This is a genomic window from Thioalkalivibrio sp. ALJ7, from assembly GCF_000376865.1.
GTDB lineage: Bacteria > Pseudomonadota > Gammaproteobacteria > Ectothiorhodospirales > Ectothiorhodospiraceae > Thioalkalivibrio.
The window spans coordinates 78,864-99,830 of the sequence record NZ_AQXQ01000006.1 but is presented as its reverse complement, the minus strand read 5'-3'; the positions used below and the strand labels follow the sequence as shown (position 1 = coordinate 99,830).

The window sequence follows — 20,967 nt, the reverse complement described above, 5'->3', positions numbered from 1 at the left end:
CCCGGCCCGACCGCACGGCGCAGGGGCGAGGGCCCCTGACGCTGTGGCTGGCGCGCCGTTCGAGTTGTGCGACGTACGCTCAACGCAGCCCTCCACATTCGAAACTCGAATCCAGTATTCGCAGGCACAGCTCATCGAAATCGATGCCGGCCTGGGCCGCGGCCTTGGGTACCAGGGAGTGATCGGTCATACCCGGGATGGTGTTCACCTCGATCAGGAAGCTCTCGCCATGCTCGTCCTGCAGAATGTCGACCCGCCCCCAGCCGCAACCTTCCAGGGTCGCGAACGCCGCGATGGCCAGCGATTGCAGCTCGAGCAGCTCGCTGGAAGACAACGGCGGCGGGCAGATGTAGCCGGTATCATCGGCCTCGTACTTGGCGTGGTAGTCGTAGAAGCCGCCGGGGGTACGAATCTCGACCACCGGCAAGGGCTCGTTGCCCAGGATCGCGACGGTGTATTCCCGACCCCGGATCCACTGCTCCGCGAAGACCTGGCCCGGTTGCAGCCGCGCGGCCTCGAAGGCGGCGGGCAGATCCGCCACCCGGTCCACTCGCGTAATGCCCAGGCTGGATCCGCCGCGCGCCGGCTTCACGATTAGCGGGAGTCCCAGGGCTTCAGCGACGGCGTCCGGGTCGAATCCCGGAGTCAGCAAACGGTAGGGCGCGCTGGGCAGATTGCTGCCGGCCCACAGTCGCTTGCAGGCCAGCTTGTCCATGCCGAGCGCCGATCCGAGGACCCCAGTGCCGGTGTACGGCAAGCCCGCCATATCCAGGCAACCCTGCAACGTCCCGTCCTCGCCGCACTCGCCATGGAGCACAATGAACACCCGGTCATAGCCCTCCACGGCCAGACACCGAGCATTCTCGCGGGTCAGATCCAGCGGATGGGCGTCCACACCCTGGCGCCGCAGCGCCGCCAACACCGCCTGGCCGCTGTTCAGCGAGATCTCGCGCTCACCGGACCACCCGCCCATCAGGACGGCGACCCGGCCGTAGTCTTGTGCGCTTCGCTTGCTCATGACGTTCCCTCGTTTGCGTCGTCCCCGTCGACGGGTCGTCCCAGCACCCGCACCTCGGGCTCCAGCTGCACCCCGAACTGGCGCTGGACCTCGGCCTGGGCATGGCGCAATAACCACTCGATATCGGCGGCCCGCGCAGTGCCGTCGTGGGTAATGAAATTGGCGTGCTTGAATGAGATCTCCGCAGCACCGCGGCGCAGGCCCTTCAGGCCTGCCGCCTCGATCAGACGCGCGGCATGGTCGCCCTCCGGGTTACGGAACACCGACCCACAGGACGGCAGCCCGAGCGGCTGCTTGGCGGAACGCTCGCGCAGGAGTTCCCGAATGCGGCGGGTGCCGACGTCCGCGTCGCCCGCAGTCAGCTGCAGTACACACCCGGTAAACCACTCCTCTTCGGGCCCATGCACGCTGCGATAACCGATGACGTAATCCCTCGGGGTGCGGCTGTGGAGTTCGCCACGGGCATTCACCGTGCCGACCGATTCCACCAACGGCCAGATCTCGCCGCCCCACGCGCCGGCGTTCATCTGCAATGCACCGCCGACCGTGCCGGGGATGCCGGCCAGGAACTCCGCCCCGACCAGGCCTTCGCGGGCACTGAAGCGCGCCGCCTGGGCGCAAGCGAGACCAGCCCCCAGCAGGAGACGATTTCCATCCAACCGGCGGCGCTCGTTGAGGACCCCCGACAGATGGATCACCAGGCCGTCGACACCTCCATCCCGGACCAAAACATTGCTGCCCAGGCCGAGGAAGGTCACCGGCAACTCCGGGGAGTGGCGGGCGTGATCGCGCAAGGCATCCACCAGGTCATCCAGGTCGGCAGGCTGGAACAGCCAGTCCGCCGGGCCGCCTACCCGCCAGGAGGTCAGGCCAGCGAGCGCCACTTGCGCCTGCAACCGGCCACGCGGCGGCTGGGCGAACGGGCCCTTGGCCGGATCCACTGTGCGGGCCGCCATCATGCCCCCCCCTCGGTGTCGCGCAGTTCCTGCGGCAACAGCCCAGCGAGGCGGCCGATGTCGCCTGCCCCCTGCGCGATCACGACATCATCGGGGCGCAGCATCCCCCGGATCACACCGACGACGTCCTCGGCATGCTCGACAAAGACGGGCTCCACCTGTCCGCGCAGGCGAATCGCGCGCGCCAGGCTGCGGCCATCGGCACTCGCAATCGGATCTTCCCCGGCGGCATAGACCTCCAACAGAATCAACACATCAGTCTCCGACAAGGCCTCGACGAAGTCCTCGAACAGATCCCGCGTACGGGTATAACGATGCGGCTGGAAGATGGTGATCCGGCGGCGGCCAGGCCAGGCATCACGTGCGGCGGCCTGAGTCGCGGAGATCTCGCGCGGGTGGTGGCCGTAATCATCGACCAGGGTCACCGGACCGCTGGCCGCATTCCAGGCCTGCACCTGGAAGCGCCGCCCGATGCCCTGGAATCGCTTGAAGGCGGCCTGGATTGCGGCCGGCCCCACTTCCAGCTCATGTGCGACGGCGGCCGCCGCCAGGGCATTCAGCACGTTGTGGCGGCCCGGAAGGTTCAGGGTCACCGGGAACGGGGCCTGTCCCGGGAGCTTCAGGTCGAAGTGCATCCGCACCCCTTCCTGACGCAGGTTGTGGGCACGGACGTCGGCGGGCTCATCGATGCCGTAGGTCAGACGCGGGCGCTCCAGTTCCGGCGCGAGCGCCCGAACCTGTGGGTCGTCCAAACACAGCACGGCGAGGCCGTAGAACGGCAGGTGGTGCAGGAACTCGAGGAACGTAGCCCGCAGTTGCTGAAAATCGTTGCCGTAGGTCCCGAGGTGGTCCGCGTCGATATTGGTGACCACGCTGACCATCGGCTGCAGGTGCAGGAAGGAGGCATCGCTCTCGTCGGCCTCGGCCACCAGATAATCCCCGGCACCCAGGTTCGAGTGGCTGGCCGTACTGTTCAGGCGGCCCCCGATCACGAACGTCGGGTCCATCCCCGCCTCCGCCAACACGCTGGCGGTCAGACTGGTGGTCGTGGTCTTGCCGTGGGTACCGGCGACCGCGATGCCATAACGAAAACGCATCAGCTCGGCCAGCATCTCGGCACGGCGCACGATCGGAATGCCGCGGCGGCGCGCCTCCTGGACCTCGGGGTTGGTCGGATTGATCGCGCTGGAAACCACCAGCACGTCGGCCTCGACCACGTTGTCCTCGGTATGGGCCGCAACCACCGGGATGCCCATGCCCTTCAGGCGTTCAACCATGGGTGACTGACCCAGGTCCGAGCCCGAGACCTGGTAACCCAATTGATGCAGCACTTCGGCAATCCCGCTCATGCCGGAACCGCCGATCCCCACACAGTGGATTCGACGGATGCGGCGCATCGCGTGACGGGGCAAACGGGCCGCGTTCATGACGATTTCTCCCGGCGGGCGCCCGCCATCTCCATACAGGCATCCGCCAGCCGCCGCGCGGTATCCGGACAGGCCTGTTCGCGCGCCCGCACCGCGCGGCCGCGCAAGGTCTCGCGGTCCAGTGGTGCCAGCAGGCCATACACCCGATCCGCGCTCAGGTCAGCATCCGCGATACGCCAAGCAGCGCCGGCCTGGACCAGGGCTTCGGCATTGGCGGTCTGATGGTCATCGACTGCATGCGGGTACGGGACGAAGACCGCCGGGAGGCCCGCCGCCGCGATCTCCGCGACGGTCAATGCCCCGGCGCGGCAGATCACCAGATCGGCCCAGGCGTAAGCGGCGGCCATGTCGTCGATGAACGCGCTGACGTCTGCTTCCAGGTGGGCCTCGGCATAGGCGGCTTGGGCCTCATCGAAGGTGCGCTCGCCCGCCTGATGGCGGATATTCAAGGGCTGTTCCGCGGCCACGCGCGCGAGCCCCGCCGGTAGCGTGCGATTCAGCGAACGCGCCCCCAGGCTGCCACCCAGGACCAGGATATTCAGGGCTCCTGAGCGCTCGTCATAACGACCCTCGGGCGCGGGCAACGCACTGATCCGCGCGCGGACCGGGTTCCCTACAACGGTCACGGCGACCCGCTCGGGGAAACTGTTTTCAAATCCTGCGTACACGCGATCCGCAACCTTGGCCAACCAGCGATTGGTCATTCCCGCCACGGCGTTCTGTTCATGGATCGCCAGCGGGCGCCCCAAGGCAGCGGCCATCAAGCCGCCAGGACCGGCGGCGAATCCACCGAAACCCATCACGGCATCAGGGCGCAGCCGGGTCATCAGACCCAAGGCCGCCCACAGCGAGATGCCCAGCCGCCAGGGGGCAAGCGCCAAGCCCATCAGGCCCTTGCCCCGCACGCCGGCAATCGGCAGCGTATGCAGCTCGATACCGGACTCCGGCACCAGGCGGGACTCGACCCCGCGAGCGGTGCCCAGCCAGCGCACCTCGGCGCCCCGCTCGCGCAGCTGTTCGGCCACCGCCAGGCCGGGGAACACGTGTCCGCCGGTGCCGCCGGCCATGATCAGGATGCGTGGGGCCCTCATGCGGCACCCCCGCGCCGACGACGTGCCGGCGGTGCCGCACGGGGAGCCGGCACCTGCGCCTCGCGATAGACCCTCATCACCAACCCGATGGCGGCCAGCGAAACGATCAGAGAGCTCCCGCCATAGCTGAGAAACGGCAGGGTCAGACCCTTGGTCGGCAGCAGCCCCATGTTCACCGCGAGGTTCAGGAAGGCCTGTAATCCCATCCAGATCGCAACGCCGAAGGCCAGGTGCGAACCAAAGGCATGGCCCGCGCGCTCGGCGGCGAGGCCGATCCGGATACAGCGCCACACCAACACCCCAAACAAAGCGATCAGGGCCACGACCCCGACAAAACCGAACTCCTCGGCAAACACCGCAAACAGGAAATCGTTGTGGGCCTCGGGCAGGTAGAAGAGCTTCTGCACGCTGTTCCCAAGTCCGGCGCCAAACCAGCCACCGGAACCGATCGCAATCAGCGACTGCGTCAGCTGAAAGCCGGTCGCGAAGGGGTCCTGCCACGGATCTAGAAAGGCAGTCAGGCGCGCAACCCGGTACGGGGCCGCCACCGCCACAACCGCCATGCCAATGGCGATGGTCGCCCCCAGCGCCATGAACTGCCATAGCTTGGCACCGGCGAGGAACAGCATGCCCATACCGATGGCCAACATGATCGCAGCCCCGCCGAAGTCGGGTTGCAGCAGGAGCAGGATGGTCCCCACCCCGAGCACGATCAGGGGGCGGATAAAGCCCAGGAAATGGAGCCGCAACGTCGAGTAATGGCGCACGATATAACCCGCCAGGTACATCACCACCAGCAGCTTCACCATCTCGGCGACCTGGAGGTTGAAGACCCCCAGGGGAATCCAGCGTGTAGCGCCATTGACGGTACGGCCGACACCCGGAATCAGCACCGCGATCAGGAGCGCCATCACGAGGATCAGAAGCCAGGGCCCGGCGCGTTCCCAGCGAGCCAGTGGGACCGTCCAAAGGAAGGTCGCTACCACGAGCCCAATCGCGGCGAAGATCACCTGGCGTTGAAAGAAATGCCAGGTATTGCCGAAATAGCGTTCGCCCAGGCCCATGGAGGCGGAAGCCACCATCACCAGGCCAATTCCTAACAGGATGGCGGTCACGGCGAGCAACGGCAGGTCCACATGGTCGCGCATGCCGGCGACCAGACCGCGCTCCGGGAGTCCGATATTGGCGCTGGAGACGCTCATGCCGCCAGCCCCCGAACGGCGCGCGCGAAGTCATCGCCGCGCGCCTGGTAATCCACGTACATGTCGAGACTGGCGCAACCGGGCGACAACAGAACGGTATCGCCCGGCTCCGCCCAGGCCGCCGCCTGGGCAACCGCCGCATCCATATCATCCACACGCTGCACCGGCACGACGGACGCCAGAGCGCGGGCGATGGCCGGCGCATCCTCACCCAGCAGGACCACCCCGCGGACCTTGCCCGGGATGTAGTCCGCCAGCGGCGCAAAATCCTGGCCCTTGCCCTGGCCACCCGCGATCAGCACCAGCGGTCCAGGCGTACCCCGCAGCGCGGCCAGGGTGGCACCCACATTGGTGCCCTTGGAGTCATTGATGTATTCGACGCCGCCAACCTCCGCGATCCACTGCGAGCGATGCGGGAGCCCGGCAAAGTCAGCCAGGGCCGCCAGCGCCTCGGCCCGGGAACGGCCCGACTCCAGCCAGGGCCATGCCAGGGCCAGGGCGGCAAGGGCGTTGGCCCAGTTGTGCTGGCCACGCAGACGCAGACGGTCGGTCGCGAGCAATGTCTCATCCCCCCGCACGAGATCGGGACCGCCTTCGGTGGCGGCACGCACACCGAAATCGGAGCCGGCATGGGGGGCATCCAGGCCAAAGGAGATCACCTGCAGGCCGGCTGGCAAGGGGAGTTCACGCAGCCAGGCGTCGTCGCGGTTCAACACCCCGCGTTCGGCGCGATCCAGGATACGGGCCTTCGCTTGTACGTAGGCATTCAGGTCCGCGTACCGGTCCAGATGATCGGGGGAGATATTCAGGATCGCGGCCGCCGCCGGGGCCAGACGTTCGCTGCGCTCGAGCTGAAAACTCGACAGCTCCAGCACATAGAGCTGCGGGGTAGGCGCCAGCAGATCCAGCGCCGGGGTCCCAAAATTCCCACCCACCGTGATGTTCCAGCCAGCGGCCTGCAGCAGCTCGGCCACCAGCGCGGTGACCGTGCTCTTGCCATTGGAGCCGGTGATCGCGATGACGGGTGCGGCGGCGGCATCGGCAAACAGGTCAATGTCGCCCGTCAGCTCGGCACCGGCGGCACGGGCCCGTTGCAACACAGGATGCCCCAGCGCTACACCCGGCGAGACGATGATGCGCTGAAAACCGGTGGTATCCACCTGATCCAGCGGACCCGTCCAGGCGTCTTGCAACCAACGGGCGGCGGCGCCCGACTCCAGCGCCGCCGGGGCCGCGCGGGTATCGGTAACCGCAAACGACTCACCTTGCGCTCTCAGGTAACGGGCGACCGACTGTCCAGTCGCCCCCAGGCCCACGATCAGGTTGTCGTTGTTGGCTTGCGTCATGGGATCAGCGCACCTTCAGGGTCGCAAGACCGATCAGTACGAACACCACGGTCAGGATCCAGAACCGCACAATCACGCGCGGCTCCGGCCAACCTTTGAGTTCGAAGTGGTGGTGCAAAGGGGCCATGCGGAAGATCCGACGCCCGGTCAACTTGAACGACGCGACCTGGATCATGACCGAGAGGGTCTCCAGGACGAAGATGCCGCCCATGATCAACAGCACAATCTCCTGGCGCGTAAGGATGGCCAGCATGCCCAGGGCCGCCCCCAGGGCGAGGGCCCCGACATCGCCCATGAAGACCTGCGCCGGGTAGGTATTGAACCAGAGGAATCCGAGGCCGGCCCCGACCAGGGCAGCGGTGAAGATCACCACCTCGCCCACGCCGGGTACGGCCGGGATACCGAGGTAGTCGGCAAAGACGGCATGACCGGCGGCGTAGGCGAACACGCCCAGCGCGCCCGCGACCAGAACCGCGGGCATGATGGCCAGGCCGTCAAGGCCGTCGGTCAGGTTCACGGCATTCGAGGATCCAACGACCACCAGCCACACCAACGGGATGAACAACCACCCCAGACTGAACTGGATGTCCTTGAACACCGGGAGATAGAAGGTCGTCTCCACCGGGCTCTGGGCGGTGTACATGATCACCCCGGCGGCAATCAGCGCGAACAACGTCTGCCACAGGAGCTTGGCGCGCGCCGACAGTCCCTTGCTGTTGCCGTAGCGCAGCTTCAGGTAGTCATCCCAGCCCCCGACCGCACCGAAGGCAAGGGTGGTCAGCAACACAAGCCACACAAAGCGGTTGGTCAGGTCGCTCCACATCAGGGTCGCAACCGCAACTGCAACCAGGATCAGGGCGCCGCCCATGGTCGGCGTGCCGGCCTTGGTGAGGTGCGATTCAGGACCATCGTCACGAATCTGCTGGCCGATATTGCCGACCGTCAGTCGGCGGATCATCGCCGGACCGATCAACAGTGCGATCGCCAGCGCCGTCACCACGCCGAGGATGGCGCGGACGGTCAGGTACTGAAAGACGGTGAAGCCGGAGTAAAACTGGCTCAGATATTCAGTCAGCGCGTACAGCATCGGCCACCTCCGGCGCTGACGAGGCCAGATCCAACCCCTCGATAATCCGCTCCATGTGCTGACTGCGCGAACCTTTCACCAGAACCGTGGCCCTGGCATCCAGCAGTGGCGCGAGTCGAGCGGCCAGCGCCGCGTGATCGTCGAACCACTCGCCGCCAGAGCCGAAGGCCTCGGCGGTGGGTCGCGCGGCCGCGCCCAGGGCCAGGCAATGCTCGATACCCATCGCCCGCGCCAATTCTCCGGTCTCGGCGTGCAGTTCGGCCGCGCCTGCTCCCAACTCGCCCATCGCGCCCAATACCAGAATGCGGCGCCCAGGCATCGCGGCCAGGACTTCCAACCCCGCACGCAGTGAATCGGGGTTGGCGTTGTAGCTGTCGTCCCAGACACGGGCGCCGGTGACATGCCACAACTCCTGCAGGCGGCCCCGTACCGGCTGCCAACGAGACAGACCCTCGACAATGCGATCAATGCCGATGCCCACGGCGTTGGCAGCCGCTGCGGCCGCAACCGCATTGGCGGCGAGGTGACGGCCCGGCCCCGCCAGACGCAGGTCACGCCCTGCCCCAAGAATGGCCAGTCGCAGCCGGTCCGGGGCTTGCCACATGCCCTCAACCTCGCCGCCACCTTCCAGCGAGAAGCGCTGGCAGTGATGGTGTTCGTTCAGCGACAACCAGTAGTCGGAGAAAGGGTCATCCAGATTGATGACCGCGGTGCCGCCCTGCGCCGGCAGACCGGAATAGATCTCGGCCTTGGCATGAGCCACACCCTCCAGACTCCCAAAGCCTTCGAGGTGGGCTCGGCCCGCGTTGGTGATCAGGGCCACCTGGGGTTCCACCCACCGCACCATACGGCCGATCTCGCCGGCGTGGTTCGCGCCCAGCTCAATCACCGCGTAGTCGCTATCCAGCGGCATCGCCAGCAAGGTCAGCGGCGCCCCAATCTCGTTGTTCAGGTTGCCGGCCGTGGCATGCACCGAGCCCACCCCTTCAAGGATGCAGCGCAGCATCTCCTTGGTCGTGGTCTTCCCGTTGGAACCGGTTAGCGCGATCACCCGCGCGCGACTCTGGCGGCGCCAATGACGACCGAGCCGACCCAGGGCCTCGCGGGTATCGGCCACGATGACTTGCGGGTGAGGCAGATCAAGGGGTCGCTCCACCAGCAACACGGTTGCCGGAAGATCCGCCGCGAGGTGATCGTGAGCGTCAAAATTGGGCCCTTTCAGTGCGATAAACAGCGCACCGGGCCGTGGCTCGCGGGTATCGGTAAACACCCCCTCGAAGGCCACGTCCGCAGCGCCCTGCAGGCGCCCACCCACGGCCGCGGCCAGTTCCTGGCTCGTCATTCGGATCATTGCCGCGTCTCCCCATTCGTGCGGTCGTGGCCGCGCGTTTCCTTTGCGTGCCGGCTTGCCCAAACCTGCACCTGCTCACGGTCGCTGAATGGATAGCGCTGCCCGCGAATTTCCTGCGTCGTCTCATGCCCCTTGCCGGCGACCAGGACCACATCGCCGGCGCCCGCCTCGGCCAGGGCGCTGGCGATCGCGGTGGAGCGATCACCGATTTCGTGGCATTCGGCGGGATTCGCGCAGCCCGCGAGGATCTCGGCGCGGATCTCAGCCGACTCCTCCCCGCGGGGGTTATCGTCGGTTACAAAGATCACGTCGGCCTGACGACAAGCCACCTCGCCCATCGCCGGCCGTTTGCCTCGATCGCGCTCGCCGCCGCAGCCAAACACCACACTCAAACGGCCCTCGGTATGCGGGCGCAGCGCGCAGAGAGCGGCCTCCAGAGCCTCGGCGGTATGGGCATAATCCACCACTGCCAGTGCCCCGTTCGGCTGCGGGAACCGCTCCATCCGCCCCGGCACACCGGGCAATTCGGTCACCGCGGTGATCGCATGCTCGCGATCCACGCCCAAGGCCTGCAGGGTGGCCAAAGTGGCCAGCAGATTTCCGACCTGAAACAGACCGAACAAGTGCGATCGCACCGCGTACGCCTGGCCGCCGGCATGCAGGGTAAAACGGAGGCCCTCGGGGCTCGTCTCGACGTCCTGAGCGCACAGATCGGCCGGTGCGCCAGCGGCGCTATAGGTCACTGGCTGAACGCCGGATGGGAGGCGTTGGGCGACCTGACGGCCAAAGGCATCATCCGCGTTGAGCACCGCCGTCTGCAGCCCGGGCCAGGCGAATAGAAGGGCCTTCGCCGCGGCATAGGCCTCCTGATTGCCATGGAAGTCGAGATGATCGGAACTCAGGTGCGTCAACACGCCGACGGTAATCGGCGTGCCAGCAAGGCGCCCTTGCGCCAGGCCATGCGACGAGGCCTCCAGCGCCACCGCACCGCAGCCGGCCTGAGCCAGCTCCGCAAGGTGCCGATGCAGGTCGATCACACCCGGTGTGGTATGGCCGGTATCGACCAGGTGGCCAGGACGGCCCACACCCAGCGTGCCGATCAGACCCGCCGGCCGGCCCAAGGCTTCGAGGGCGAGCGCGATCAGGTGGGTCACCGAGGTCTTGCCGTCGGTACCGGTGACCGCCACGATCGGTGCCTTCTGCGGCCAGGCACCGAATACTTCCGACGCCATTTGCGGTAAAAGGCTGCGCAGCCCCGGCACGCGGAGCATGGGGACATTGGTCGCCACGTCGGCGCTCTCGGCCTCGTCCCACAGGACGATGCTGGCACCCCGTGCGGCCGCATCGGCCGCGTGCTCCAGGCCATGGTGACGAGTGCCTGCCAAAGCCACGAAGACGGTGCCCGGCACGACCCGACGGCTATCCTGCACCAGATCCGCCACTGGCAACGCCGCTTGATCGCGAGTCAGGAACTCGACCGGGAGCAGATCCCCCAGCACAGGCCCGGTCACACCTCGGGTATCACGAGCGGCCATCATGTCGCCCCCTCGTGTTCGGCGGCCAGTCGCATCGGGATTTCCGGCATCGCATCCGGGTACACGTTGAACATGCGCAGGGCCGAGCTGACAACGCGCTGAAACACCGGGGCCGCGACGGCACCGCCGTAATAGACGCCAGCACCTGGTTCGTCGATAACCACCGCCATCACAAAACGCGGGTCGGAGGCCGGAGCCAGCCCAACAAAGGATGAGAAATAGCGATCCTCGGTATAACCGCCTGGGCCGCTCTTGCGGCTGGTGCCGGTCTTGCCCGCGACTCGATAGCCGTCGATCGCGGCCTGCCGGGCCGTGCCCTCGGTGCCGATCACGTGCTCCATCATCGCCAGCACCTGGCGCGCGGTACGCGGGGTCATTACCTGTGTCGGTTCGCGCAGGTCATCGGCGGTACGCACCAGACGGACCGGCACACGCTGGCCATCGTTGGCGAAGGCGGTATAGGCCGCGGCCATCTGCAGCGGAGACAGGGACAGGCCGTAGCCGTACCCGAGAGTGGCCTGCTCAACCTCGCGCCAGGTGGGGAAGTCGCGCAGACGGCCGGCGGCCTCGCCCGGGAAGTGGGTGCCGGGGCGCTGACCAAACCCGGCCTGATGCAGGGCCTGCCAGAACTGATCCGGCGGGGTATCCAGCGCCAGCTGGGTGGCCCCCACATTACTGGAGCGCGCAATCAGGGTGGTGAGGTCAATCGTTCCGTAGTCGCGCAAGTCACGCACGGTCAGACGCCCCACCCGCATGGTGCCGGGTCCAGTTTCCAGCGTGTCGTTGACATCCACCGCCCCCGAATCGAGGGCTGCCGCCACGGTGAAGGGCTTCATGACCGAACCCGGTTCCAGCGTATCCGTGACCGCGCGGTTGCGAGCATGGTCGGAGCGGATGGCGCCGCGATTGTTGGGGTTAAACCCGGGCTGATTGACCAATGCCAGGATCTCGCCGCTGCGGGCATCCAGCAGCACGGCGGAACCTCCGCTGGCGTTGTGCTCGGTGACCGCAGTTTTCAACTCACGGTAGGCCAGATATTGCAGGCGCTGATCCAGGGTCAGCGCCAGGGTGTTGCCATCACGGGCGGGCCGGATGCTCGCCACGTCACGAATGGTCCGGCCATGGCGATCCCGCAGCACGCGCTTGGCGCCCGGCTGACCCGACAGCCATTGATCAAACGCCAGCTCCACGCCTTCCTGACCCTGGTCGTCGATATTGGTGTAGCCGAGCACGTGCGATGTGGCCTCGCCATGCGGATAGTAACGACGAAATTCGCGGGTCAACCCGACGCCCTGCATACGCAGTGCGGCGACGCGCTCGGCCTGCTCTGGAAGCATGTGGCGCCGCAAATAGATGAATTCGCGCGACGCACGGCTCTCGATCCGCTCCGCCAGCCAGCGATCCTCCACACCCAGTGCCGCGGCCAGGTCCGGCCAGCGCTCGCGCTGACCGATCAGATCCCGCGGGTTGGCCCAGGCGGTCTGCACAGGGGCCGAGATGGCCAGGGGTTCACCGTAGCGGTCGGTAATCATGCCGCGGTTGGCCGACTCGGTGAGGGTGCGCACCTGACGTTGCTCGCCCTGCTTGGTCAGGAAATCGCGCTCCAGCACCTGCAGGTCGATGGCGCGCAGCAACAGGGCCACACTGGCCACGGCAAAGACGGCAATCACGACCTTAAGACGGCCGCCGCTGATCTGTCGCTTCAAGGCGCCCATTGGTCACCCCCAATCACGACGATGCGGTCGGAATCCGGCTGGATCATCCCCAGGTTCTCGCGCGCCTGCTCCTCGACCCGGCCCTGGGTCGCCCAGGTGGACTGCTCGATCTGTAACTGGGTCCATTCGAGATTCAGGGCGTCGCGCTGGTCCAGGGCCTGTTGATGATCGACAAAGGCCTGGCGCGCCTCATGCTTGGCCGCCACAACACCGATGGCCGAAGCGAAAACACCCGTCGCCAGCGCCACCGCGAGGAGCCCGCGGGCAACCATCAGAGCCGCTCCCCGACCCGCAGGACCGCGGACCGCGAACGTGGGTTGATGCGCTGCTCTTCACGATCGGCATGGACCGGCTTGCCCACCGGGCGCAGTTTGCGCTCGGGTTCTTCCAGCATCACCGGCAGCCCCCGCGGCAAGCGCACGTTGGCCACCGGCTTGCGCAGGGCCTGCTTCACCATCCGGTCTTCCAGCGAATGGAAGCTGATCACCACCAGCCGCGCCCCACTGGGCAAGGCATCGGGGATCGTCGCCAGCCACTGCTCCAACTCGGCCAATTCCTCGTTCACGAAGATGCGGAGGGCTTGAAAGGTACGGGTGGCCGGGTGCTTGCCGGGTTCGCGCTTGGGGACGGCGCGACGCACGATCTCGGCCAGCTCTCCAGTCCGGGTGATCGGGGTCTCGGCACGCGCCGCCACGATGGCTCGGGCGATGCGACGGGAGTGACGCTCTTCGCCGTAGTGGTAGATCACATCGGCAATCTCGGCCTCGTCGGCAGCGGCCAGCCAATCCGCCACGCTCGCGCCGCTCGTCGGGTCCATGCGCATGTCCAGAGGGCCGTCGTGCTGAAAGCTGAACCCACGCTCGGGGGTGTCCAGCTGCGGCGAGGACACGCCGAGGTCCAGAAACACGCCATCCGGCCCGCGGTCTGGCGAACGCTGCTGCAGGGTGGCGGCCATAGTGGAGAACGGTGCCGCCTCGAAGGAAAAGCGGGAGTCATCGGTAAAGGCCGCAGCGGCGGCGCCCGCCTCCGGGTCGCGATCCATCGCCAGCAACCGGCCATCCGGCCCCAGGTGTTCCAGGATCGCGCGGCTGTGACCACCGCGGCCGAAGGTGCCGTCGACGTAGAAGCCATCAGCGCGCACGGCCAGGCCCTCCAGGACTGCGTCGCGCAGCACCGGGGTATGGGAGACGGCTTCCATGTCCGTCACAACGCGATGGACTCGAGCGCTTCGTCATCCACGTCACCCCCCAGTACCTGGGCGCAGGTCTCCTCCCAGGTCGCTTCATCCCAGATCTCGAACTTCTTGCCCTGACCCAGCAGCACCACCCGTTTTTCCAGGCCGGCATAGCTGCGCAGGGGCGTGGGCAGGAGCAAACGGCCACTGCCATCCAGTTCGCACTCGGTGGCGTGACCCACCAGTAGGCGCTGCAGGTTGCGCACCTTGGGATTCATGTTGGGGCGGGACATCAGGTTCTGCTCGATGCGCTCCCACTCCGGAAACGGGTAGAGGAGCAGGCAGCGGGAAGGGTCGACCGTAATCACCAGCTGGCTGTTGCAGCTCGCCGCCAAGTCGTCGCGATACCGCGCCGGCATGGCCAGGCGGCCTTTCGCATCCAGATTGAGTTGGCTGACACCTCGAAACATGATTAAGCGGTGGTTACCCACCTTTCCCCACTTTGCCCCACTTTTCGACACTATAGGTACGGGCATCCCCCAGAGTCAAGAAAATCGACCCTGAAAAACGAAAAATAAGCGTTGAATCACAGAGACTTAGCGCGACCACCGCCAGGCGGATGAAAGACCGGAAAGAAGGGTATTAAAAGCCTGGCGTTGAACCTCAAACTTAATGCATCACTTTATAAGTTTGCGGCACACACGACGGGTTGGGTGCAACCGGAACCGGCCACCTGAGGAAGCAACGTGGGAAAAAGTGGGAGCCGGCCGTAAGCCGGGTTCTGTCGTGGACAGTCATTCATCTGGGACGTCCGTCACCGGACGCCTCGAGCAGCCTACCCGGGTGCGATGCGGGCCACACCATGCACCCCTATTTGGCCTTGCTCCGGACGGGGTTTACCCTGCCACGGACTGTTACCAGCCGCGCGGTGCGCTCTTACCGCACCATTTCACCCTTACCTGTGCCCGAGGGCCATCGGCGGTGTATTTTCTGCGGCACTTTCCGTCGGCTCGCGCCGCCCAGGTGTTACCTGGCGTCCTGCCCTGTGGAGCCCGGACTTTCCTCCACATCCAATGGATGCAGCGACTGCCAGGCCGACTCCCGCGCTCCTTGTACGCCGCCCCGCCCCCGAACGCAAGGCTTTTCAATGGCCTGCCCCCGACGCCCCCTTTTGTTCACCACGAAGCACACGAAGGCACGAAGAAGAGCAAGGGCGCTTCACAGGAAGACGGGAAGATTTGAAGGAATGAATGCGGGTTAAACACGCCGGGCTCGGACGGTGTAGCCATGAGTGTCCGGCCAATCCTGCCAGCGGGAATGCCCTTCTATCCTTCCAGCCTTCCTGTCGATTGCTTTTGACCTTGACCTTCTTCGTGCCTTCGTGTGCTTCGTGGTGAAAAAGAGGCTCTAGCTCTCGGCGTCTTTAAGAGCTAGGGCGCGGGCGTAGACGCGGTTGCGGGGCAAGTCGGTGGCGTCGGAGAGGAGACGCGCGGCGCGCTTGAGGGGGAGTTCCTGCAGTAACCCGGCGAGCAGGCGTTCGTGTTCGGCGGACAGGGGATCGTCGGCCTCGCCGCCCGTGTCGGGCAAGGGTGCCGGCGCCAGGATCAGCACGAACTCGCCACGAGTGCGGTTGCTGTCGGCATCCAGCCAGGCGGGCAGCTCGCCCGCGGGGCCACGATAATGCTCCTCGAACTGCTTGGTGAGCTCACGCGCCAGGAAGACCTCATGCTCCGGTGCCAGTTCCGCCAGGTCATTGGCGGCGGCCCGAATACGGTGGGACGATTCAAACAAAATGGTCGTCACCGGTTGTGCGAGCAGCCGCTCGAGCCGGCGGTGACGCGCGCCGGAGGCGTGCGGCAGAAAGCCCTCGAAGCAGAAGCGGTCCGACGGCAAACCCGCAACGGCGAGCGCCGCAAGCGGCGCACTAGGACCCGGCACCGCACGCACGGGAGCGCCAGCCTCGCGGGCAGCCCGTACCAGGCGGAAACCGGGATCGGAAACCAGTGGCGTACCGGCATCCGAGATCAGGGCGATGTCCTCACCCGCAGCCAATGCCTCCAGTAACGACGGGATGCGCTCGGCCTCATTGTGCTCATGCAGGCTGACCAGGGGCGTGCGCACCCCTAAATGGGCCAGCAGCCCGGCGCTGTGTCGCGTATCCTCCGCGGCAATACGCTGCACTCGGCTCAGGACCTCGCCGGCGCGCGGGCTCAAATCCCCGAGGTTGCCGATCGGGGTAGCCACTACCCACAACGTGCCCCAGTTCGTTGACACGGCCTGATGCGCTTTCAATACTGACTCCTCATTCGCTGACGAATCGCTATCGTGATCCTAATCCCCAATCGCGCCGGGCCCGCCCGGCCCCTGTCCCGCCTTGCCTTGTTGCTGCTCACCACCGCGATCGTGGTGGGTTGCGCCACCCCGCGCCCGGACCCGGAGCCAACCCCGGATCCCGAAGAGCGCCCCGACCTGGCGGAGCTTCCGGCCGAGGTACAGGCCAGCCTGCTTCTAAGCGAGGCCCGCGCGCGCCCGGAACCCGAGACCGCCCGGCGCGCGATTGGCGCCGTGCTGGCACTGGACGAGCCAACACAGGACCAGATCGACCAGGCCGAGGCCCTCTGGGCCGAACTCCCCGATGTCGAACGCGAGACGCAGGCGGGGCGCCTGCTGGGGGCGCAGCTTGCGGCCCTCCAGGAAGACTGGGAACGGGCCCGAGAGCGACTGGGTGCGGATGATCCGGAGGACCCCACCCGAACCCCGGAGGTGTACAGCCAAGGCCTGTCGCTGCACGCCCGGCTGCTGGAGCGCGAGGGGCAATGGTATCAGGCCCTGGACACCCGCCTGCGCCTCGATGGGCTGCTGGTGATGGAGCCGGATGCGCATGGCGAGAATCAGCACCGCATCTGGGGCCTGCTGGCCGCCCTCCGGCCCGCTCAACGCGAACAGGTCGTGGGCAACCACCTCCCGGATGGCGATGCCTGGGTGAGCCTGTTCCGACTCTTGCGAGCGGCCGAAACAGAAGAAGAGGCGCGCCGGGCCGCCGGGCAATGGCGCGAACGCCATCCCTCGCACCCCGCGAATAGCCTGCTACCAGACCTGCTGGCGAGTCACCCCCTGGCCGTGGACGCACCCGGCGACACTCTGGTGCTGTTGCCGCTATCCGGGGACCTTGGTGAACTCGGCAATGCCATTCTCGATGGAATCACTCGCGCCTATTACGCGGAGGGCGGTCAAGGCCGCCTGATCGTACAGGACACGCGGGGCGAACCAGAGGCCGCCGCCGCCCTCTATCGGCGCGGAGTGGAATCCGGGGTGGACCGCATTATCGGGCCATTGCGGCGTGAATCCGTCGCCCAGGTCGCCAGCAACGACCGTCATGCCCGCACCGTCCTGCTAAATCGGACGGAATCCCCCGTGGACGCGCCACTCACCACCCTGGCGCTAAACCCGGAAGAGGATGCCCGCGCCGTCGCCGATCGCGCCGACCGGGCCGGATGGCACCACGGACTGATCATCCTGCCCGAGGGGACATTCGGCGACCGTGTGGCGTCGGCCTACCAGGCCGCGCTGGAAGAACAGGACCGGCGCCCCCGCGACATCATCCGGATTCAGTCCGACGACGGCGAACTGAATAGCACCATTGGCAACGCCCTGGGCATCCAACAAAGCGAATCGCGCATCCGCGATGTCGCCCGACGCACCGGGTTGCAACTGGAAGCTGACCCGCAGGTTCGCGCGGATGTCGACCACCTGTTTATTGCGGGTTCGGCGTCCCAGGTCCGCCGGGTCGTACCGCATTTGCATTTCCACCGGGCCAGCCACCTGCCGATGATGTCCACCGCCCATGTCTACGGCGGGTCTCCGAACGCCAATCGCGATGCCGACCTGAACGGCATCGTGTTCCCCGACGCCCCCTGGCTGTTTGACCGGGTGAGCCCGCTTGTTGGAGACGAAAACGGCACGCCCGATCCGGAGACCCTTCCCCGCTTCGTGGCGCTGGGAATGGACGCGATGCGCCTGAGCGTGCGCCAGGACTCGGTGCGCAGCGCCGCTCATCATCAACTCACCGGGGGCAGCGGCACCTGGGGTCTGAATCCCTTTGATGGTCAGTGGGTGCGCGAGCCTGCCTGGGCCCGCTTTGAGCGCGGCGAACCCCGGCGTATCGACGCCATGGGTGGGGATTCCTGAATGTTCCGACCGGGCGTCTCGGGCCAGGCAGCCGAAGACCGTGCCGCCCGTCACCTTGAACAGCAGGGGTTGCGAGTCGAGGCACGCAATGTGCGCCGCCCCTACGGCGAGCTGGACCTCGTCGCGATGGAAGGCGAAACCCTGGTGTTGGTGGAAGTCCGCAAGCGCAGCCACCCAGGCTTCGGCGGGGGCGCGGAAAGCATCGACCGCCGCAAGCAGGCACGCCTGCTTCGGGTGGCCGAGGCCTATTTGCAGGAACGCGACTGGAACGGGCCGGTGCGCTTCGATGTGATTACCCTGGACGGCCAGGACCGGATCGAGTGGCTGCAAGATGCCATCCAGGCCTCCGTCTCGTGAGGCGGCTGCTATGACCCCGCTGGCGCGCGAACTCGAACAGCTTCTCCCCCCCGAGGATCGCCTCTTGGATCCCGCAGACTGCTGGGCCTACGGTGCCGACAATTCCAAGCTGCATGCCGCGCCGGACGCGGTTGCCTTCCCGGGGGACGCCGACACGGTGCGCGAACTCGTACGCCTGTGCCGCCGGCTGGGCGTACCGCTCACCAGCCGCGGACGCGGTACCGGCACCACCGGGGCCGCCGTTCCCGACCATGGCGGGCTGGTCGTGTCCTTCGAGCGCATGAATCGCATCCTGGAGGTGGACCCCGCCAACCGCTTGTTGATTGCAGAGCCGGGTGTGACCAACGGAGAGATCCAACAGGCGGCGGGGCGCGAGCGCTTTTTCTGGCCTCCGGACCCCACCAGCAGCGCCTACTGCACCCTGGGTGGGAACCTGGCGTACAACTCCGCCGGACCCCACGCGGTGAAGTACGGGACCCCACGCGACAACACGCTGGGGCTGGCCGCGGTGGCCGGTACCGGCGAGGCCTTCCGCACGGGCGTCCATACCACCAAGGGCGTGGTCGGGTACGACCTGACCAGGCTTCTGATTGGCTCGGAAGGGACCCTCGCCGTGATCACCGAGGCGACGTTGCGACTCACACCCCAGCCTGAGGCCACCCGGCTGATCCAGGCGGTCTACCGTACCGTCGGTGACGCAGCGCGAGGGGTCTCGCGCCTGATGGCCCGTGCGGAGGTGCCATCGGCGCTGGAGTTCATGGATCACTCCGCGATCGCGATGATCCGTGACTATGCGCCCGACAGCCCCCTGCCCAGAGAGGCCGGTGCGATCCTGATGATTGAGACGGACGGTACCGATGCCGGCATCGAGGCGACGACGACCGGCATCCGCCGAGCCGCCGAGGGCGAGGGCTGCCTGCAGACGCTGGCGGCCGACACACCCGAGGAAGCCCAGGCCTTGTGGGCGGTGCGCAAGGCATTGTCCCCTGCCTTGCGCACGGTCGCGCCGAAAAAGATCAACGAGGATGTGGTGGTGCCGGTGTCGCGCATCCCCGATCTGATTACCGGGCTGGACCGGCTGGCCCAGGAGCACGGAATCAAGATCGTAAACTTCGGTCACGCGGGGAATGGCAACATCCACGTGAACCTGCTGGTCAACCCCGACGATCCCCAGGAACTGGCCGCAGCCGAACGCTGCCTGGATGCGGTGTTCGCATTGGTCCTGTCGCTGGACGGGACCCTGTCGGGCGAACATGGGATCGGACTGGTGAAGCGCCCCTTCCTCGCCCGCGAGCTGGATCCGGTCGCACTGGGGCTGATGGCGGGGATCAAGCGCGAGTTCGATCCGGACAACATCCTCAACCCGGGGAAGGCACCCGGCCAGCCCTGAGGCGCCGCTCCCTTCGGCCGGAACCCGTCCCCGGAAAAGAAGAGGGCCCCGTACGGGGCCCACCACACTACTTGACGACCTTGAGCGACGGCCCCTTGCGCTTGGGCGCCGGGGCATCCTCTCCGCCCCCGCCATCCCCGGACCCATCCGGCGGCGCGCCTGGACCATCGTCCTCGGGGCCAGGGCCCGGCTCGCTGCCGAACATCATCCCCTGCCCGTTCTCGCGTGCGTACACCGCAAGCACCGCCTGCATGGGCACAAAGACATCCATCGGGTTACCCGCGAAACGGGCGGAAAAGGCAACGGCCTCGTCCCCAATGTTCAGGGCCTGGACCGCCGAGGGACCCACATTCAGGGTGATCTTGCCCTGCTCCACAAACGCCTCGGGCACAATGACGCCTTCAATCGTGGCATCGACCAGCAGATGTGGCGTAAAGCCGTTATCCGTGACCCACTCCCACAGTGCACGGAGCAGATAGGGGCGGGACGAAGTCACAGCCGCAGCTCGCGCTCGGCCTCAGTCAGACTCAACTGGAACGACTCGCGCTTGCACACGCGGTCGGCGTACTCCTGGATGGCCTGCGGCAAAGCAGACAGATCGATCCCCACCGCAGGCAGCCGCCACATCACCGGTGCGATGGCGCAGTCCACAATGGAAAACTCGTCACTCAGGAAGTACGGCTTGAGCTCAAAGATCTCCGCCGAGTTGACCAGACTCTCACGCAGGATCTTGCGGGCCTTGGTCAGGCCGGAGCCCGATGCCTGATACACGGCATCCATACCGTCATACCAGTCGCGCTCCACGCGGTAGAGCGCCAGGCGCGCGGCCGCGCGCGAGACCGGGTCCACCGGCATCAGCGGCGGATGCGGAAAGCGCTCATCCAAATACTCGGTGATGACATGGGTGCCGTACAGGGCCAGATCACGATCCACCAGGGTCGGGACCTCGTTGTACGGATTCAGATCGGAAAGATCCTCGGGCAACTCGTCCGGCCCGAGATTCACGACATCTACGGCGATGTCCTTCTCCGCGAGAATAATGCGCACCCGATGGCAACGCACGCAGTCGTGGGCGGAAAACAGGGTCATAACAGAACGACGGTTGGCGACCAGCGCCATAGCTTTCTCCC

Annotated in this window: 19 protein-coding genes and 1 other RNA gene; 3 read left to right on the top strand and 17 right to left on the bottom strand. The window is 66.6% G+C overall.

The window, feature by feature from the left end:
* Positions 1-79 precede the first annotated feature (79 nt).
* The 15 genes from D002_RS0101925 to rsmI form a co-directional block, all read right to left on the bottom strand.
* Entirely contained in the window at positions 80-1,018 is a 939-nt protein-coding gene (locus D002_RS0101925) for a D-alanine--D-alanine ligase (protein ID WP_018140228.1), read from the bottom strand.
* On the bottom strand, positions 1,015-1,977 hold the full coding sequence (murB, locus tag D002_RS0101920; protein WP_018140227.1) for a UDP-N-acetylmuramate dehydrogenase: 963 nt from the start codon (positions 1,975-1,977) through the stop codon (positions 1,015-1,017). The genes D002_RS0101925 and murB overlap by 4 nt, the downstream gene beginning before the upstream one ends.
* Positions 1,974-3,401, bottom strand: coding sequence for a UDP-N-acetylmuramate--L-alanine ligase (gene murC / locus D002_RS0101915; protein WP_018140226.1), 1,428 nt, complete (start codon positions 3,399-3,401; stop codon positions 1,974-1,976). The genes murB and murC overlap by 4 nt, the downstream gene beginning before the upstream one ends.
* Positions 3,398-4,492: an undecaprenyldiphospho-muramoylpentapeptide beta-N-acetylglucosaminyltransferase gene (gene murG, locus D002_RS0101910; RefSeq protein WP_018140225.1), complete on the bottom strand. Its 1,095-nt coding sequence runs from the start codon at positions 4,490-4,492 to the stop codon at positions 3,398-3,400. Before murG ends, murC begins: the two co-directional genes overlap by 4 nt.
* On the bottom strand, positions 4,489-5,694 hold the full coding sequence (ftsW, locus tag D002_RS0101905; protein WP_018140224.1) for a putative lipid II flippase FtsW: 1,206 nt from the start codon (positions 5,692-5,694) through the stop codon (positions 4,489-4,491). Before ftsW ends, murG begins: the two co-directional genes overlap by 4 nt.
* The gene (murD, locus tag D002_RS0101900; protein ID WP_018140223.1) at positions 5,691-7,040 is read right to left on the bottom strand and encodes a UDP-N-acetylmuramoyl-L-alanine--D-glutamate ligase; all 1,350 of its coding nucleotides are present in this window, start codon (positions 7,038-7,040) and stop codon (positions 5,691-5,693) included. Before murD ends, ftsW begins: the two co-directional genes overlap by 4 nt.
* A gap of 4 nt (positions 7,041-7,044) precedes the next feature.
* On the bottom strand, positions 7,045-8,127 hold the full coding sequence (gene mraY / locus D002_RS0101895) for a phospho-N-acetylmuramoyl-pentapeptide-transferase (RefSeq protein ID WP_026181450.1): 1,083 nt from the start codon (positions 8,125-8,127) through the stop codon (positions 7,045-7,047).
* Positions 8,108-9,478: a UDP-N-acetylmuramoyl-tripeptide--D-alanyl-D-alanine ligase gene (gene murF / locus D002_RS0101890; protein ID WP_018140221.1), complete on the bottom strand. Its 1,371-nt coding sequence runs from the start codon at positions 9,476-9,478 to the stop codon at positions 8,108-8,110. Before murF ends, mraY begins: the two co-directional genes overlap by 20 nt.
* Positions 9,475-11,016: a UDP-N-acetylmuramoyl-L-alanyl-D-glutamate--2,6-diaminopimelate ligase gene (locus D002_RS0101885; protein WP_018140220.1), complete on the bottom strand. Its 1,542-nt coding sequence runs from the start codon at positions 11,014-11,016 to the stop codon at positions 9,475-9,477. The genes murF and D002_RS0101885 overlap by 4 nt, the downstream gene beginning before the upstream one ends.
* Complete coding sequence (locus tag D002_RS0101880) at positions 11,013-12,728, bottom strand: penicillin-binding protein 2 (protein WP_018140219.1); 1,716 nt, start codon at positions 12,726-12,728, stop codon at positions 11,013-11,015. The genes D002_RS0101885 and D002_RS0101880 overlap by 4 nt, the downstream gene beginning before the upstream one ends.
* Positions 12,716-13,000 (bottom strand): cell division protein FtsL, encoded by a 285-nt coding sequence (gene ftsL / locus D002_RS0101875; protein ID WP_018140218.1) that lies wholly within the window; start codon positions 12,998-13,000, stop codon positions 12,716-12,718. Before ftsL ends, D002_RS0101880 begins: the two co-directional genes overlap by 13 nt.
* The gene (gene rsmH, locus D002_RS0101870) at positions 13,000-13,926 is read right to left on the bottom strand and encodes a 16S rRNA (cytosine(1402)-N(4))-methyltransferase RsmH (protein ID WP_026181449.1); all 927 of its coding nucleotides are present in this window, start codon (positions 13,924-13,926) and stop codon (positions 13,000-13,002) included. The genes ftsL and rsmH overlap by 1 nt, the downstream gene beginning before the upstream one ends.
* A 5-nt stretch (positions 13,927-13,931) precedes the next feature.
* Positions 13,932-14,372: a division/cell wall cluster transcriptional repressor MraZ gene (mraZ, locus tag D002_RS0101865; RefSeq protein WP_018140216.1), complete on the bottom strand. Its 441-nt coding sequence runs from the start codon at positions 14,370-14,372 to the stop codon at positions 13,932-13,934.
* 285 nt (positions 14,373-14,657) lie between these two features.
* Positions 14,658-15,004, bottom strand: an RNA gene (gene rnpB / locus D002_RS13175) — RNase P RNA component class A.
* A gap of 305 nt (positions 15,005-15,309) precedes the next feature.
* On the bottom strand, positions 15,310-16,146 hold the full coding sequence (rsmI, locus tag D002_RS0101860; RefSeq protein WP_018140215.1) for a 16S rRNA (cytidine(1402)-2'-O)-methyltransferase: 837 nt from the start codon (positions 16,144-16,146) through the stop codon (positions 15,310-15,312).
* Between the two features lie 81 nt (positions 16,147-16,227).
* Here rsmI and D002_RS0101855 point away from each other — a divergent pair, with 81 nt between their 5' ends.
* The 3 genes from D002_RS0101855 to D002_RS0101845 are packed head-to-tail and all read left to right on the top strand — an operon-like array spanning position 16,228 to position 19,837.
* The gene (locus tag D002_RS0101855) at positions 16,228-18,090 is read left to right on the top strand and encodes a penicillin-binding protein activator (protein ID WP_018140214.1); all 1,863 of its coding nucleotides are present in this window, start codon (positions 16,228-16,230) and stop codon (positions 18,088-18,090) included.
* On the top strand, positions 18,091-18,447 hold the full coding sequence (locus D002_RS0101850) for a YraN family protein (protein WP_018140213.1): 357 nt from the start codon (positions 18,091-18,093) through the stop codon (positions 18,445-18,447). It begins immediately after the preceding gene.
* A 10-nt stretch (positions 18,448-18,457) separates the two neighbouring features.
* On the top strand, positions 18,458-19,837 hold the full coding sequence (locus D002_RS0101845; RefSeq protein ID WP_018140212.1) for an FAD-binding oxidoreductase: 1,380 nt from the start codon (positions 18,458-18,460) through the stop codon (positions 19,835-19,837).
* Between the two features lie 67 nt (positions 19,838-19,904).
* On the opposite strand, the gene D002_RS0101840 is transcribed toward D002_RS0101845, so the two are convergent.
* Both D002_RS0101840 and D002_RS0101835 read right to left on the bottom strand, forming a co-directional pair.
* Positions 19,905-20,333 carry a ClpXP protease specificity-enhancing factor gene (locus D002_RS0101840; protein ID WP_018140211.1) on the bottom strand — a complete coding sequence of 143 codons (429 nt, stop codon included), beginning with the start codon at positions 20,331-20,333 and terminating at the stop codon, positions 19,905-19,907.
* Positions 20,330-20,956 (bottom strand): glutathione S-transferase N-terminal domain-containing protein, encoded by a 627-nt coding sequence (locus D002_RS0101835; protein WP_018140210.1) that lies wholly within the window; start codon positions 20,954-20,956, stop codon positions 20,330-20,332. Before D002_RS0101835 ends, D002_RS0101840 begins: the two co-directional genes overlap by 4 nt.
* Positions 20,957-20,967: the final 11 nt, after the last annotated feature.

Excerpts from the sequence above, each read along its gene's own strand:
- murD (WP_018140223.1), bottom strand. The coding sequence starts at position 7,040 with ATGACGCAAGCCAACAACGACAACCTGATCGTGGGCCTGGGGGCGACT.
- mraZ (WP_018140216.1), bottom strand. The coding sequence starts at position 14,372 with ATGTTTCGAGGTGTCAGCCAACTCAATCTGGATGCGAAAGGCCGCCTG.
- D002_RS0101880 (WP_018140219.1), bottom strand. The coding sequence starts at position 12,728 with ATGGGCGCCTTGAAGCGACAGATCAGCGGCGGCCGTCTTAAGGTCGTG.
- ftsW (WP_018140224.1), bottom strand. The coding sequence starts at position 5,694 with ATGAGCGTCTCCAGCGCCAATATCGGACTCCCGGAGCGCGGTCTGGTC.
- ftsL (WP_018140218.1), bottom strand. The coding sequence starts at position 13,000 with ATGGTTGCCCGCGGGCTCCTCGCGGTGGCGCTGGCGACGGGTGTTTTC.
- mraY (WP_026181450.1), bottom strand. The coding sequence starts at position 8,127 with ATGCTGTACGCGCTGACTGAATATCTGAGCCAGTTTTACTCCGGCTTC.
- D002_RS0101925 (WP_018140228.1), bottom strand. The coding sequence starts at position 1,018 with ATGAGCAAGCGAAGCGCACAAGACTACGGCCGGGTCGCCGTCCTGATG.
- D002_RS0101845 (WP_018140212.1), top strand. The coding sequence starts at position 18,458 with ATGACCCCGCTGGCGCGCGAACTCGAACAGCTTCTCCCCCCCGAGGAT.
- D002_RS0101885 (WP_018140220.1), bottom strand. The coding sequence starts at position 11,016 with ATGATGGCCGCTCGTGATACCCGAGGTGTGACCGGGCCTGTGCTGGGG.
- rsmH (WP_026181449.1), bottom strand. The coding sequence starts at position 13,926 with ATGGAAGCCGTCTCCCATACCCCGGTGCTGCGCGACGCAGTCCTGGAG.
- D002_RS0101850 (WP_018140213.1), top strand. The coding sequence starts at position 18,091 with ATGTTCCGACCGGGCGTCTCGGGCCAGGCAGCCGAAGACCGTGCCGCC.
- D002_RS0101835 (WP_018140210.1), bottom strand. The coding sequence starts at position 20,956 with ATGGCGCTGGTCGCCAACCGTCGTTCTGTTATGACCCTGTTTTCCGCC.
- murF (WP_018140221.1), bottom strand. The coding sequence starts at position 9,478 with ATGATCCGAATGACGAGCCAGGAACTGGCCGCGGCCGTGGGTGGGCGC.
- murB (WP_018140227.1), bottom strand. The coding sequence starts at position 1,977 with ATGATGGCGGCCCGCACAGTGGATCCGGCCAAGGGCCCGTTCGCCCAG.
- murG (WP_018140225.1), bottom strand. The coding sequence starts at position 4,492 with ATGAGGGCCCCACGCATCCTGATCATGGCCGGCGGCACCGGCGGACAC.
- murC (WP_018140226.1), bottom strand. The coding sequence starts at position 3,401 with ATGAACGCGGCCCGTTTGCCCCGTCACGCGATGCGCCGCATCCGTCGA.